The sequence below is a fragment of the Bacillus sp. (in: firmicutes) genome, assembly GCA_012842745.1.
Lineage (GTDB): Bacteria > Bacillota > Bacilli > Bacillales > Bacillaceae_J > Schinkia.
Genome location: DUSF01000039.1, coordinates 13648 through 29193, shown reverse-complemented (window position 1 = coordinate 29193; position 15546 = coordinate 13648). Strand labels below are relative to the sequence as shown.

The following is a 15546-nucleotide window of genomic DNA, read 5'->3' as shown; positions in this document are numbered from 1 at the left end:
GTAAATTTTTTTACAAGACACCGTTTCTTTTTTTGAAACGGTGCCTTAACCAGATTTGAAGACGGTTCTAATTTTCTAAGGTCCTTTGAAAATATAGCAAAAAAATTAGGCTACCATTATTCTTTATCTTCTAGATTCCAGCACTTCCTTCAAAAGCTCAATGGCGCTTTCTTCAGTTTGGTCATTTGTTCCAAGCTCGCCGCGGAAGGCTTTGTTTAGAATGGATTGGCGAATCAATTCTATTTTATCTTCTAAACTTTCTATTTGTTGTATTTTCATTTCCTTCTCATGTAATTTATCTAGTAACTGAACGATGACATCCTGTTCTTCTTTAGGTGGTAGGGGAAATAAATAGTTCTCTAAAAATATTTTCGGAACACGTTGTTGACCTACTGCACCTGTCATTTCATATTTCGCTAATGAACGAAATTTCTTTGAACGTAATAAGTAATAAATCAATTTTGAATTGATATGAGGATTCGTTCTAATAACATGGAATTCCGTTGAGCCATAACCAAATCCATTTATTAAGTTTTCTGCAATGGCAGTTTTTCCGTTTTCCATACAAGGGGTGATCTTTGCAAAAAGAATATCTCCTTCGATAAAAAATGTATAACCTTTCTTAACTTGTTCAAACTCCCTTATTTCTGGAGCCGCAATTTCACCAGTTTTGTCACTGACCGCTGGCATTGGTATAAATGTACATAGTTGTTCGTCAGCAACATCTGACATGCGTTTTTTGGGAGGATTGATTTCTATTACATCTTTCAACCTTACCCATTTCCAACTGGAAGGTAGTTGATAAAGGGAAGGTATTGGTTCTTGTTCTTCTGTTTCCGTCTTTTTTTTGTAGTATGCTTGAATTTTTCCAAACAACTTATGTGCGCTTTCAATCTCCGAATTTTGAATACGCCATTCCTTTGTTAAATCCCCATGCAAAACCATTTCAACTACAGTTTCCCAGCGTTGTTCAACGGAGGCTTTTACTTCTTCAATTAACTGTTTACTATCATCAAGTTTTGAAAAAAGTCGCTCAATTTTCTCAACAATTCGTTTTTGTTCCTTTAATGGAGGAAATGCAATTGGATATGTTTCGACATCCTTCGGCCTCGCTCTTGTAAGTGAACCACCCACGCCAGACACATTGGATGTAAGCATTTTTCTGAAATAAGGTGCTTTTAATAAGTTTAATAGGTATTTAGGATAAACTACTTGATTATTTTCAATAACAATCCACTCTGTAGATGCTAATTGTTGATATTGACCTTTATTATCTGAAACAATCCAAACCCTATTTATTCTCGGATTTATCTTACATAATAAAATATTGTCTTTTTTCACTAACTGTTTATCTGAACCAATTCCTTCTCCGGAAAGATATTCTGGTTCATCAATTGCAAAGTTTGGAACACTATACAATTCAAATATCTCATCTGAATAATCTTTAGGTTTAATGTTACTAGTTTTACTCATATTAATTGTTTTAAGTCTAACCCACACCCAATTCCCTGGTACTTCATAAGGCTGCTCTTCTTCTGGTACTAACGCTTCTTCCAAAAGCTCGTCCAGCATCTTTCTCTTCGTTGTTTTACTCATTCCGAAGCACCTCAGCTGTTTCCGCCACTTTTAGCGTTTCTACGTTAGATGGCTTATAAAAAGTTTGCTGCTCCGCCTCTTTCAATTCAGCAATCACTTCATTTAGTAAAGAAATCGCTTGTTCTAGCTTTCCTACCGCTTCTTCTGCTGATTCAATTGGGTCTGGCAAGTTTTCGTATATGGATAGTGATTCATCGGCAATCAAGCCAATGTCTAAGCTGTCATCTTTTTTCGCAATATCTTCCCTCGTAAAGACATTCCACCGTTCATCATCTACTTTCGTTCTGTCCTCCGCTGTATAGGCTCCTATAAATTTTTCAAAATGAGCTTCTGTTAATGGGTTTCGCTTCCCAAATGACGGCATGTTCGTGCGAAGGTCATACACCCATACTTCTTTTGTATTGCCAACATCTGTTTTTTCACGAGTAAAAAATAAGACATTTGTTTTTACGCCTTGGGCATAGAAAATTCCTGTTGGCAAGCGTAAAACCGTATGGAGATTGCATTTGTCCATTAAGTCACGGCGAATATCTGCGCCAACGCCACCTTCAAACAGCACATTATCAGGGAGAACAACGGCTGCATGTGCCTTGCCATTTGCTTTTAAGGCACGGTATATATGTTGAAGGAAGTTTAGCTGCTTGTTCGATGTTGTGTAAGTAAAATCTGTACGGGTCGCTCTCTCCCCGCCCTTTTTCGTTCCAAAAGGCGGATTCGTTAAAATAACATCATAATTTTTCAAACCCTCGCCTAAAGTGGAAAGCGTGTCACCTAAAATTAGTTCACCTTGGATATCGTGAAGTAAAGCGTTCATTGTGGCAAGACGATGTGTGTCTTTAACAAGCTCGACACCGCTAAATGCTTTATATTTCTGAAATTCCGCTTCATCTTGAGATAATTCAAAATAATCGTCCGTCTTGTTGCGAACATGGCGGTCCGCTGCAATCATGAATCCAAAAGTTCCAGCTGCTGGGTCATGGCAACGCTCTCCGGGCTGTGGGTCGATAAGTTTTACAATCGTATCGATAAGCACCCTTGGTGTAAAATATTGACCTGCCCCTGATTTCACTTCACTCGCATTTTTTTCGAGCAAACCTTCATATAAATCGCCTAACCCCTCTTGCTTGGCGCTGTACCAATCTAAATCGTCGATTGACTTAATAATTTTTTCTAAGTTTTTCGGCTCGCTAATGTATGTGGAAGCATCCGTATAGATTTCTTTTAAAAGTTCATTTTCCGCCTTCCCCAAATCAAGCAATAATTGGCGGTAAAACTCCTTTAATTCAATACCCTCTTTCTTGACTAGTTCATCCCAGCGATATTGTTCTTCGATAATATAGTCTTGGCCAGTTTCCTTCATCATTTTTAAGAATAAAAGATAAGTCAGCTCGGTAACGTATTGATGGTACGTAATCCCATCATCACGTAGCACGTTACATAAATTCCATAATTTTTGTACAATCTCTTGGTTTGACATCTAGGCTTGCTCCTTCTTGTAGTTGTATAAGTTATGATTAATTTCACGAACAATCTCAGGTAATTGCCCATTGAAGATTTTATTTAACTGCTTAAATCCGCCCCGGCTTTTAAATGGTTCATATTCAAATGCTTTTTCTGGATCTGGATCAAGGATTGTTTCTTGCATCAATTGCTTCTCAATCCGTTCCAACCATTGTTTTTGAACAGGTGGCCATGCTTTCATTTTGTATATTTTCTGCATTGCTATTTTAATGCGCTCCTCATGGCTGACCAACGGGTCTCCTAGTGCTTGTTGACGAATAAAGGCGATAATATCGGCGGCAATGTCCTCATTTTTTGCATCACGCCATGCTGCTTGTAAGTTCTTTTCCGAAAACCCTTTTTGATCTAGTTCAAGCAACAGCTTTTTTAATTCATCTCTTGTTAAATCTGTTGGGCGTTGGCAAACAACCATAAGCGCTGGAATCTTGTTCATATTATCTTTAATAAATTGGCCGAAAGATTGTAAAAAGTCATCTGGCTTTTCTGCATTTCCATAGCCTCTTTTTACACTTAGCAATTGATCCTCATGATGGGAAATTAGCTGTATATTCTCACGATTAATGTTCTCGTCCATATAACGAAACATTGACTTATATTCTTTTAATTGATTGGGTAATTGTGAAGGCTTGATTTCCTTCAGCCAATCTACAAATTCATCGACAGTTTTTCCTCCTGATAATACCTTGAAATCTTGTTGGTTTTTTTCAGACCAATAGCGCTTTTTTCGCTGGATTTTTCCAATGATTTCGTCCTTTTGTTTCGCAAGATGCTCCTCCTGATTTATCCCTTCTAGTTCATCAAGCAGCTGTGTTAGAGAAATATTTGGCCTTGTTACGACCGGCTTCATACTTGTATAAGGTTCCAATGATTCATAAATGCCGACGGCATCAAAAATATTAAAATGATCCTTTTTGATTTCATCGCATTTCCTAGTTGCACGGCCCAGCATTTGTTCATACAATATTCGCGATTTGATTCGTCTTAAAAAAACAAGATTCGTAATCGCTGGCACGTCAACACCCGTTGTTAATAAATCAACGGTTACAACAATAATAGGAAGGCGTTCATTTTTAAATCTTTTAATTGCCTTTGATGGGTCTTTTATCGAACCTGTTATTTTCATCACGGCATTATCTTCAACACTGCCATACAGCTTTTCTAGCTCTTCTTTTAAAACTGTTACAACTAAATCAGCATGGTCATCTGTTGCTGCAAAAATCAATGTTTTCCCTTCATCATCTGGGGAAATATAGTTTACTAACTCCCCGATAACGACACGGTTGAAATTTTCTGTAATTACTTTTGTATTAAATCGAGTAACCTCAATGTTTACTTCATCTTCTAGTTCTTCTTGAGAAAGTTTACCTGAAATCGTATCATAAACCTCAATTTTTTCACCCTTTTCCCACTTAATCCCTGCCTTTTTCAAGGCTGTTTCAAACTGGTATGGCGGTTCATGATCAACAAGATAACCTTCAATCACGGCTTCACGGTATGAATATGTAAACACTGGCTTACCAAAGATTTCAGTAGTGTGGAGCGCTGGTGTTGCCGTTAGCCCAATGCGAACTGCATCGAAATAATCTAATACTTGGCGGTATTTGCTTACATAATCTTTATGATCACGAAATTCAACCTCCATCTCGCTCATTTCCTTATCTAATGTGTAGCCGCGGTGAGCTTCGTCAACTATTACGCAATCATATTGATCAATTGTTGGTTTATCTTCATTTTTTTCATTATAAAAAATTCTCTTTAACATCCCTTGGACAGTTGCAATCTGGACCTTCGTTTCCCGCTCAGGTGTTTTATCTGTTAAACCTTTTAAATTGTATATTTCAGTAAAGGTATGAAAACTTTCTAATTTGCTATCTTTAAAAGCATCTTCCGCTTGCTCTCCTAATGCAGAACGGTCTACTAAAAATAAAATGCGCTGAAATCGTTTTGCTTTAATTAACCGATAAATGAGCCCAATCGCCATTCTTGTCTTTCCCGTTCCTGTTGCCATCGCAAGTAAAATTTCCCGTTGCTTCTGTTCAAGGGCATTTTCAACTGCTTTGATAGCTGAAACTTGATATGGGCGCAATTTTAAGTAGTCAAATTTCTCATCTCTTAACCATTCTTCCGAGCGGTCAATATCTTTTTCTAACAGTTCCTTTAATCCTTGTGGTGTATACCAACCTCTTATAGCCCGGGGATGATTTGTAGACTTTCTAGCATCTAAAAACCAGATGCCTGATTTTTGCTCAAACTGTTTTATGTAAGGCCTGCCATTTGTAGCAAATAAAAATGGGACAAAATAATCGCCCCAAGGCTCATAAATAACCTCATCACCGTGTCTTGTGATTTGTTTAGCATAGTCTTTTGCTTGAGCAATATCAGCAGGAATATCCTTACTTGCCCGTTTTGCTTCAATGATTGCTACGAATTCTAGTCCAATGAATAAGGCGTAGTCAGCACGTCCATGTTTTAAAGGCCATTCGGCAATCGCTATGTTCCTTCCTTTTTCTGGACGGGTATCTTTAGAAAAGCGAAGATTTTCAGTATCCGCTTCCCAACCTGCCTCCTGCAATTGCTGGTCTATCAGCATCCTTGTTTCCGCTTCACTTAATTCAAAGCTCGCAGCAACACGCACGGATTGTTCTCGTCGTTGCTGTTTTTCTTTTTCATTCACATACAATTGCTCTTTATGGATTTTCTCAAGTTCCTTGTCCATTTCATCAGCAAACTTTTTTTCATAGCCTTTAATAATCTTCTGAAGTTCAGCTTCTGAAATATAATTTTGTGGAGTTGGTTCTTGATACGGTGGAATTTGAATCGTCCAATTACCATAGACCTCCACAAACCATGCGGCAATCCGGTATGTCATATGTAATAACGTCTTCGCTTCATCAACATCTCCATAGTCCAAGTTATGGGTAGCTTTATTTCCTTTTATGCGGATAGCATTAAATAAATCATAGATTTCCTTCGGAATCGTTTGGTCATAGAACAGGATTTTAAGGCGTTCTTCTTGCGTAGTCCCACGTTGCTCTTTAATCTCTTCCTTCGCTAAAGTATATTTCGTTATCGTTTCAGCAAATTTTCGCAGCTCACTCATTGTCAAATTCGGGTTTTGGTATACATTCCGTTCAGCTACTTCTCCAACACGAGCAAGCACTTCCCAGTCTTTTTCTAAAAACTGAAAGTTATGAGTTTGCATCATATACACACCTCCATTTACCACGTAACAATTATTATAATTTTATCATAGGGTACTCAGCACTTTCTATTTATCAGACAAAATATTTGTAAAATTTTACAGTACAGACAGCTGTAAGCACGGTTTCTCGTTTTTTGGTGAGTTTAATCAACAAAAAAATCAATGGAAACAACAATAATGCAATTGAACCAATAGAAAGTGAGAATATAGAAAGAGTGTTGTTCACGTTCTCGCTTAAACTGAAGTTTTTTCGACATATTTATCATATACTGGTCGTAATAATCTTCTCTAACGCTCTTAATCTTTTTATTTCGCCAAATACGCAATGTTTCGTTAGTATCAGCAAGAGCTAGCCATTCCTCTTCAAGTTCCACCCTTTCATGCTTTGATAAAAAGGTGGATTCACTTTTCTCATAAATGGCTTGCAGTTTTTCTGGGATAATTTCTCCTGTGTTCAGAACAGTGTATTTAATATCTGGTCTGTTAAACTCTTCCGCAAATACCGTCGTTGTGTTAATCACCTTGATATCATTCGTTTTGTCCCGCAATAAATATAGAACATAGCGCAGCCCTGTCTGTTCATGAGCGTTATTAGCCACCCATATAATAATTGGCACATCTTTTGAAACAGAATTTATTTGATTGATAGTCTCATAGAATCCCTGTTGATAGTCCTGAAAATCTTCATACTCATCGTTCATAACACTTTTCATCCAATTAAATCTAATTTCCTTCCCATTATCCTCATGCAACCGCATGATAGGGCCAATGGAAAACATATCCCAAAAGGAAATAACCTTTTCCAATTGATGTACTCCCATTTCCTTCAGAACTATTTTTAAAGCTCCTGCAGGTGAATCCCCAAATAGAATATGTACCCTTTGATAATTTCTTTCTTCCTTCATTTCTGACTGTATTTTTGATAATACTTTTTCTAAAATACTTAATATAACCAAAAGGGGCCATTCCTTTAGGAAAAGCCCTCGTTCGCACTCTTTTTTGTATTCCCTAAGTAACTGTATTATTCTTTACATAGGTCTTTAATTAGTGTCCGTTGTGTCCATCGCCATTTGCTCAAAAAATTCAGCCATTTGAGCAATAAGTGAATCTTCACCTGCTATTTCTTTCAATTCCTCCCCAACATCCTCCATTTGACTTAGTTCTTCCATTGACACTAATCGACTTGGTACTTTGATTGGTTCAAGTTTCTTATTGTGGTTCCAGTATTGGTCTACGGAAGAAATGGTAATGGAGTCCCCAGGTACAAGCGGCAGACCTTTAAGTCCCTCAAGATCAAGATCCGCAACAGCTTTTGTATAGTTTAATTGTAATGCAAATGTAGTTTGATAGGTTTCTTTATCCTCTTTGCCAATATACATACCAAGATTGATCTTAGCAAATTCATTTAATTCTTCTTTATATTCTAGAAGATATGTAGTTTTTACGTTTTCTAATTTCGAGATTAAGTCTTTAATCGCGCTATTCAATTCGACTTTCATTTTGTCAAGTCCAGCTTGAATTTCTGTAGAATCGATTTCCTTCGCAGGTGCAAAAGCACTTACCATTGTTGGTAGCTCTGAGATAGAATCATAGAAATAATCCTGAAATTCTTTGTTTTCTAAAAAGTAATTTAAAGAATATTGAAGCATTTCAACTGCATCAAGTGCTGTCATTTCAATTTCTACATGCTCTGTTTCAATCCTTTTACCATTTGGAAGTACAATTGTGACATCCCCGTTATTTTTAATTTGGTTAGAATTAAAAGTATAACCATAATCCTTAATGTATTCTTTCATCAGCTCACGCATGGCATCCTGCATTGTTAATACTAATACATTAAAGTCTTCTCCCTTTCCCTCGCCAAATGCATCTTCAAGCATTGCCGTATTATTTGACAGCTGAATTCCGATTTCATCCTGTGAAGTACCTAGGATAGACTCCCCATTTTTTGAAATGAGAGAAAAAGTAACTATTCCATCTTTATTTGGTTGAACTTTAAGACCTGCTAAAGCAAGTAGATTTGCCCCTACATGAAAATCGACCTTTGAATTAAACGTATCAATCTGTTTTGTGTCCATGTCTAATTCAAGTCGTTTTTTTAGGAAAGCCGTGTCAATATCAACGAAGAAGGTGGAGCTGCTCTCAAAGGATTTTAACTCCAGTTGTTTAGCCGTTGCTTCTTTTAGCAGTGTGCCTGATGAGGTTGTACAAGCAGTTAGAACTAATGATAGTACAACCATAAGAATAAGTAATACCTGTTTTTTCATAAATCTACTATCCTTTCATTGTAAATTTTTCCAACAGTATTATCATAACACAATAGGCGGCAAAAATTTTCTTTCAATTCGAAAAAAGATAAAAATGCCTATTACTCCCTGAATAACAATTTTATAGCTTTAAAAAATCTTAACACTTATTGTAAACACCTGGGACTATATTTTGATGATAAATGGTTTAGGCCAAAACAGCCTTGACAAAACTAATAAGCACACTTACTATTATATATAGTAAGCACACTTATTTTTTTGCAATGGGGGTATATTTATGTGGAAATATGAACATTCAGTACTTACTGATGCCAGTCCTCAGAAAGTTTGGGAGTTATATAGAAAAACTTCTGAATGGGAGAAATGGGATAAAGGATTAAAAGAAGTGACTTTAAATGGACCATTTGAAAATGGGGTAACTGGGAGTTTAACTACAATCAGTCAAGAACCACTTCCCTTTACACTCAAAGAAGTAAAAGAAAATGAGTCTTTTTCTAATGTAACAGTTCTTGATGCTGCGGGTATTCAGCTAGATTTTTATCACCGAATTGAAATGGATAAATCTATAACAAAGCTTATCCACGGTGTCGTTATTTCTGGTCCTAATTCTAAAGTAATGGGTAATCAGATTGGTCCTATGATAACTCAGGGTATCCCAGATGCAATGTCTAATCTTATATTGCTTGCTGGTGGGAAGATACTATGAACCAAAGATTGGAGCAAAATCAGTTAGGTGAATGGAAGTCGAATTTTAATGACCCAAAAGATAGTTCAGGTTTTTTGCTTTGGCAAGTGACACAAGCTTGGCAAAGAATGATTACAAGAGAACTGAATAAAATAAACCTGACTCATACGCAGTTTGTGTTGTTGACAGCTTGTAAATTTCTTCATTTGAACGAAGAAGTTGTCACACAAAAGAAGCTTGCTGATTTCACAAAATTAAATATCATGATGGTTTCTGATGTTGTGAGAACACTTGAAACGAAAGGTTTTATGTGTAGAAGTAAAAATCCTTTAGATAAACGCGAAATAATACTTTCACCAACGGAAGAAGGTTCAATTAAAGTAAACATGGCGCTACCGATTGTAGAAAATGTTGATGACCAATTTTTCTCTCGGATTAAGGGTGAACAGCAAAGTTTTAATAAAATTCTGCTTTCACTTCTATCTCTAAGCACACATGTCGATGATTAAAACAACTTAAAAACACAACTTAAGATTCTCCTGGTCAGGGGAATCTTGTTTGTTTTGGAGGATTATCGCATGAAGGAAAATGAGTCCAGTGTAACTTCCTTAGTATCCGCTTTTAGCCGAGCCAATCACAGCCAATATGACAGTCACATTGCCACTCTTGAACATTAATATATTTCCTCCATTACATGTTACATTCTAACCCAAAATTATAAGACACAAGGTCCGTCCTTTGCATTCTGAAATAAAAAGTCCGGCCAATGTAAAAATCGTGCCAATGAACAAATTACCCCTACATTAGAAGCCATTGTAAAGGTTAAAGCAATGTTTTCCAAGAGATAATATAAAGTGACGCCGCATAAACCAGCACTTACAAATAAGAGTTCATGTTTTCTATCGGTTACTTTCAGCCGATATGGATATATAATCATTAACGCAATTAACCCCATTATAAATCGGAAAAAATTAATTAAACGTTTGATTAAATCAAGACGAGCAAAAAACTTCATTTAAGTGTATACATTTATTATTACCTATTCGTTGTATAAGTGTAGGGAGGACGAAAAATGAAAAAAGAAAATATACTAGCCTCCTATCTTATCAATTTAGGAGAGGAAGTGTTCCGGCTATTATTAACGAAAGGAGCTAAAAAGGAAGATGCGGAAGATATAATTCAAAACACTTTTTATAAAGTGTACACACTGTTGGATGATTTAACAGAGAGCAATATACGTCCGTGGTTTTTTAGAGTAGCGCTCAATGAATATATTGACTTGAAAAGGAAAAAAGAGCAGCAAAACATCAGCATAACCGAGGAAATTTATTCAAAGCTACAACATACAGACTACGAATTTGATGCCATTTTGAATAAGGATGAGATTTTCTACTTATTAAAAGACATCAGAGAAGAATACAAAGAAATTTTCTTTTTAAAGTATTACTATGAACTTTCGTATGAAGAAATAGCAATCATTTTGGACATTAAAGTAAACAGTGTAAAGCAAAAATTATATCGTGCACGTCAGTTTATTCACTCAAAAATAGGAGGAAAACCTTAATGGACACTTCGTTAAAAGGTGCTTTAAAAAAAGCTAAACAAAAACAATTACTAAAAATAGTCATTACTTCAATAATCGTTGTCCTTATTCTCTTGCCGATTCTTTATAAAACTGGCAATTACTTTGCAGCGAAAAGTTCTACAAAACTTCACGAAAACCTCTTTTTATATCATGCAATTGCCCAACCTAATATTCGAATCGATTCTCAAGTTACGAGTAATTCATCGATGTTTGGTGGCAACATTGTGACGAATCGTTCTAAAAATATTAATGGCTATGTAGTACAATGGAGCACACTCACAAGTTCATATGATTGGCTTCGCATCCATATTGATCACAACGAGTTAATACCAGGGTTTTATTGGTCTGATACGGAGTTCTATGAGTATGATAAACAAACAAAAAATAAAGTTGCGACATTTTATCATCCATCTATTCGAGAGTACTATAATGTACAAAATGAACTAGGGGAAATGTCACAAATGGAAAATCACGTTGCGGAAGTTGCCATTTCCTTCGATCAACCTTATACATTACAAGAAATTGAAGCAAAAATTCCCGATAATTTAAACATCGTTTGGTTGTATATGACATCGCCAATTGCGGATGAAAGTAAAGGACCTGCTGGTGTGCCGGTTTATGGGTTTAATCCATCTAATTCACCGAAAGAGGCATACAATAGCTTTATTGATGCCCTTGAAAAATATGATGCAAAGGGTAATAACGAAACAATTCAGGAGTTTTTAAATGTAAATAAAAATAAACAGTTTGACGAAGTAAAAATTTTAGGGGTGATGCTGACTGGTCAAACTCAAAATTTTAAAGCCTTAGAAAATCAAGATTTTATTCGCGGTGCCTCTGTGGGAGCTACTGCTCAAATCGTCCCTTATATTAAACCTGAAAAATAACGAGTGGGGGCCATCAAAAAGTCAATTACATGACTTTTTGGATGGCCCCTCCCGTTAGCACACTGTTGCCTTTTCATCTATTTCTCCCCATAATTACAATTTACTTATTAGGAAACATATTATCAAACAGCTGCATTGCCTTTAATACCTTTGGAAATCCAGTATAAGGTATACAATGCAGTAAAATACCTTTAATTTCTTCGTTCGTTAACCCAATATTTTTAGCGGAATGAAAATGAACTTGCAGTGCTTCTACCTCTCCCTGTGAGACTAATGAAGAAATTGTAATACAAATTTTTTCCCTATCAGATAATGTTGGTAACTCGTAAATAGTTCCAAATGCAAATTCAGTAATATACTTGGCTAATTCCGGAGAATTTTCTCTCAATTTATCAACTGCGTCTAAACCTATTTCACTAGTAAAATGCCTTAGATTTTTAAGTCCCACTTCTTCGTTATTTGACATTGCTCCAACTCCCCCTATTCTTTTGTTTACGATTCTTCCCTTTTTAATGTTGGTGGGATTTCTTCAGGATCCACCATTATTTCAATAACCGAAGGCACACTATTTTTCAGCCCTTGTTGAATAGCCATTTCTATATCCTCTTCATTAATACAATGGTATCCTTCACAACCTAGCGATTTAGCGAATGATACAAAATCCACATTATTTTTATATACTGCGTGACCTGGACATTCAAGCCAATGTTTCATACCTGTTTCAACCATATCTAAGCTACCATTGTTGAATACAAAAAATAAAACTGGTGCCGATTGTTCAACTGCTGTTGCTATTTCCGTTCCATGCATTAGCATACACCCATCACCTGTTATACAAGCGACTGGCATCGAAGAATCATACATGGCCATTTTCGCTCCAACTGCATAACCAATTCCATTTCCCATTGCAATAAAACGATCATCAAAGAAAAAGGTATTTGGTTGATACACATCAAAATACTTTACAGCGTAATAAGCATGACTTCCCACATCAGCAAAAACCTTAGCGGATTTTGGTAAATTTCTTCTTATCACCCTTACTGCCGAACTTGCAGAAATATACCCAGAGTTTTTTGGTTCCTCATTTTGTTCCCCACAAGTTAGTACTTGAAAATCATTACACTTTATACTAATAGAATTATTAATAGACAACATTCTATCTACTATTGCTTTTAAATTCTCTTTTAGGTCCCCTGGTACATAAATTGTTGGCCTTGGAATTGACTTTCCAACGAAAGTAGAATCATAGTCAAAATGTATTACTTTATCTGGAAAAAAGGATGAGTTAAATCCGGCCAAAGACATATCACTTAACGAGGTTCCAGCTACAATCATGACATCAACACCAGATTTCAAGTAGTGATCTGCCTGTTTTGTTCCACCTAAACCAAATACACCAAATGAAAGCGGATGATCTGTAGGGAAGGTCCCTTTTCCCCCTGCCGTTGTAATTACAGGAATATTCCATCTAGTGGCAATTTCAAATACTTCCTCATAGCTATTCGATGAACGAACCCCTTTCCCCAACAAAAATACCGGTTTTTTTGCTTCATTAATGTGTTGAAAAACAGTATCAATATTAGTTGCGGTTGTATGTGCAATTGTCGGCAATTCTATTTCAAAGGGTGTTATTTCTTCTAATAACACATCTAATGGAATAGAAAGATGAACGGGGCCTTTTACATTTGAAAATGCATTTTCGATAGCATGCTGGAGATGATTTTTAAATGAATCCCCTCTTTCAACTCTTGCACTATATTTTGTAACCGGTTCAAACATCTTGACCAAATCTGAACCAAACTGAGAAGAATCTTGACTATAGGATTTTCCAATTTGACTAGCCGAAGCTTGTCCAGTTATAAATAATACAGGTGCATTATATGCCATAGCTTGACCAGCAGCTGTTAACAAATTAATACCACCAGGACCTGAAGTGCCAAATGCAACTCCAAGTGTATTTCGCTGTAATGCGAAACCTGCTGCAGCATAACCAGCACCAGTTTCATGTCTAGTCAATACAAATGTTACATTTTGTTGTGCTATCTCTTTTACTAATGGACCAACAGGTCGACCAGGAATACCGAAAATATGTGTAACATTCCAACTTTTTAAATGTTTTATTAATAACTCTAATACCGTCGCCATTCCAGACCAGTCCTTTACTGTTGTTTTTTCATGATTGGTAGCTTTATTTTAAATGTAGTCCCAATATTCTTTTCTGTATCAACTTCAATCGTTCCGTTATGATTTTGAATAATTGTATTACAAATCGATAAACCAAGCCCTGTTCCCTTTTCTTTTGTTGTAAAAAAAGGTGTAAATAAATTTTTAAAAACCTCATCATCCATCCCTAATCCTTTATCAATAACAGAAACCTCGACCACTTTTTCTAGGAAATTTTCTTCTACTACAACCTTTATTTCATTACCCCCATTTTCTTCAATAGCATTCTGCAATAAATTCATAAGTACTTGCTTGATTTGATTTTTATCTACATTTACGTACACTAGGTCATTAGCTTGATCTATAAATATAATGGATGTATTACATAGGCTAGCCTGGCTTTTCATTAAATGAACAGTTTCAGTTACAATGCTTTGAATATCTACCAAACTTCGACTTGGGGCCTCAGGTTTAGCTACCATTACAAAATTATTAACTAATTCTTTTATTCTATTTAATTCATCTCGAATGATTTGAAAATATCGTTTTGTGCCCGCATCCTCAATGTTTCTTTCTAAAAGCTGTAAAAACCCACTAATTGGTGTTAATGGATTTCTAATCTCATGCGCTAAACCTGCACTTAGTTTTCCTATCACACTCAGTTTTTCGTTAGCAATCATTTGTTGTTCTAATTGAAAACGTTCTGTAATATCTCTAAATTGACTATAAGCACCTATTAGTTGATTTTCATCATAAATTGGAAACACATCAAATAGACAGACTCTATTAATGTTATTATCCTTTGGAAAATGAATTTCTAAATCCTCAAACTTCTCGTTTTCAAAAAGAACTTTAGATATATAAGTTGAAATTAAATCAATACAATCAATGTTTTTGCCAATAATCTCATTCCTTTTTAAACCTGTATAATCTTCTGCCACACCATTAAACTCTGTAATGAAACCATTCTTATCAACGGTAATGATTCCGTTTTTCGTTGAGTTTATAATTATTTCATTAAATAAATGTAATTGTTTATTTTTTAAGCGTAATTCACTTTCTCTTTCTATAGAGTCAACTGCTGAGGATACTAATCCCAAATGAAATGATGATGATTCCTCTAGTGAGGTCATAAGAGTTATCGTTCCCGTTAGATTATTAGCCAGGCTAAATTTACAACTTGAACATGAAAAACCAAATAAATCAGGAAAAAAATGCTCCTTACCACTAACTTGTATAGGCTGGTTATGGTTTAAACAAAGGAAAATTGAATTAGTACCAGCATATTTTTCATGAAAACAAATTCCTTCTTTAATACCCATCTCTTTTTTTAGCTCTTCCTTACCTATTACTTTTAAAATGTTACCATCTTCATCGGAAATTAAAATTAATGCAGGAATATTTTTTAAAAAGAAAAATAACTTTTTAGCAAAATAATTAGTTAAATCTATTAGTTCGTTATACAATTCTCGCTTTTCTTCTAGTTCCTTTTTAGATAGATTCACAACAAACTGCGGCAAAATTGAAGGATTTATTCCATAAATATTTTCACAGTTAAATTTAGAATTGATAATATACCATGGTTCAATTTCCACCTTATCACTCCTATACTTCTAAACGAGGGAAATTTTTACATCGTA

Annotated in this window: 12 protein-coding genes and 1 pseudogene; 4 read left to right on the top strand and 9 right to left on the bottom strand. The window is 35.5% G+C overall.

Annotated elements, in window-relative coordinates; genetic code table 11:
- Nucleotides 1–123: 123 nt before the first annotated feature.
- From GX497_10395 to GX497_10375, 5 genes are all read right to left on the bottom strand, one after another.
- Nucleotides 124–1596, bottom strand: a complete 1473-nt coding sequence (locus tag GX497_10395) for a restriction endonuclease subunit S (GenBank protein ID HHY73611.1) — start codon at nucleotides 1594–1596, stop codon at nucleotides 124–126.
- Nucleotides 1589–3073 (bottom strand): N-6 DNA methylase, encoded by a 1485-nt coding sequence (locus GX497_10390; GenBank protein ID HHY73610.1) that lies wholly within the window; start codon nucleotides 3071–3073, stop codon nucleotides 1589–1591. Before GX497_10390 ends, GX497_10395 begins: the two co-directional genes overlap by 8 nt.
- Nucleotides 3074–6322 carry a type I restriction-modification system endonuclease gene (gene hsdR / locus GX497_10385; protein HHY73609.1) on the bottom strand — a complete coding sequence of 1083 codons (3249 nt, stop codon included), beginning with the start codon at nucleotides 6320–6322 and terminating at the stop codon, nucleotides 3074–3076.
- A gap of 140 nt (nucleotides 6323–6462) precedes the next feature.
- Nucleotides 6463–7224, bottom strand: coding sequence for a DUF1835 domain-containing protein (locus GX497_10380; GenBank protein HHY73608.1), 762 nt, complete (start codon nucleotides 7222–7224; stop codon nucleotides 6463–6465).
- A gap of 135 nt (nucleotides 7225–7359) precedes the next feature.
- Entirely contained in the window at nucleotides 7360–8586 is a 1227-nt protein-coding gene (locus GX497_10375) for a hypothetical protein (protein HHY73607.1), read from the bottom strand.
- Nucleotides 8587–8863: 277 nt separating this feature from the next.
- Between GX497_10375 and GX497_10370 the strand changes: the two genes are divergently transcribed.
- Together GX497_10370 and GX497_10365 are read left to right on the top strand one after the other, a co-directional pair.
- Nucleotides 8864–9292 carry a hypothetical protein gene (locus GX497_10370; protein ID HHY73606.1) on the top strand — a complete coding sequence of 143 codons (429 nt, stop codon included), beginning with the start codon at nucleotides 8864–8866 and terminating at the stop codon, nucleotides 9290–9292.
- Nucleotides 9289–9780: a MarR family transcriptional regulator gene (locus GX497_10365; protein HHY73605.1), complete on the top strand. Its 492-nt coding sequence runs from the start codon at nucleotides 9289–9291 to the stop codon at nucleotides 9778–9780. The genes GX497_10370 and GX497_10365 overlap by 4 nt, the downstream gene beginning before the upstream one ends.
- A gap of 269 nt (nucleotides 9781–10049) precedes the next feature.
- On the opposite strand, the pseudogene GX497_10360 reads toward GX497_10365, so the two are convergent.
- Nucleotides 10050–10286 (bottom strand): annotated as a pseudogene (locus GX497_10360) (EamA family transporter).
- Between the two features lie 57 nt (nucleotides 10287–10343).
- Here GX497_10360 and GX497_10355 point away from each other — a divergent pair.
- Complete coding sequence (locus GX497_10355) at nucleotides 10344–10835, top strand: RNA polymerase sigma factor (GenBank protein ID HHY73604.1); 492 nt, start codon at nucleotides 10344–10346, stop codon at nucleotides 10833–10835.
- A complete protein-coding gene (locus tag GX497_10350) occupies nucleotides 10835–11743 on the top strand; it encodes a hypothetical protein (protein ID HHY73603.1) in 909 nt (302 codons plus the stop codon). The genes GX497_10355 and GX497_10350 overlap by 1 nt, the downstream gene beginning before the upstream one ends.
- 100 nt (nucleotides 11744–11843) lie before the next feature.
- Here GX497_10350 and GX497_10345 read toward each other — a convergent pair whose 3' ends face one another.
- From GX497_10345 to GX497_10335, 3 genes are read right to left on the bottom strand one after another with little or no spacing between them, the layout of a single operon-like run.
- Nucleotides 11844–12209 carry a carboxymuconolactone decarboxylase family protein gene (locus tag GX497_10345; protein HHY73602.1) on the bottom strand — a complete coding sequence of 122 codons (366 nt, stop codon included), beginning with the start codon at nucleotides 12207–12209 and terminating at the stop codon, nucleotides 11844–11846.
- A gap of 26 nt (nucleotides 12210–12235) precedes the next feature.
- Entirely contained in the window at nucleotides 12236–13888 is a 1653-nt protein-coding gene (locus GX497_10340; protein HHY73601.1) for a thiamine pyrophosphate-binding protein, read from the bottom strand.
- 14 nt (nucleotides 13889–13902) lie between these two features.
- Complete coding sequence (locus tag GX497_10335) at nucleotides 13903–15501, bottom strand: PAS domain S-box protein (protein ID HHY73600.1); 1599 nt, start codon at nucleotides 15499–15501, stop codon at nucleotides 13903–13905.
- Between the last annotated feature and the right edge of the window lie 45 nt (nucleotides 15502–15546).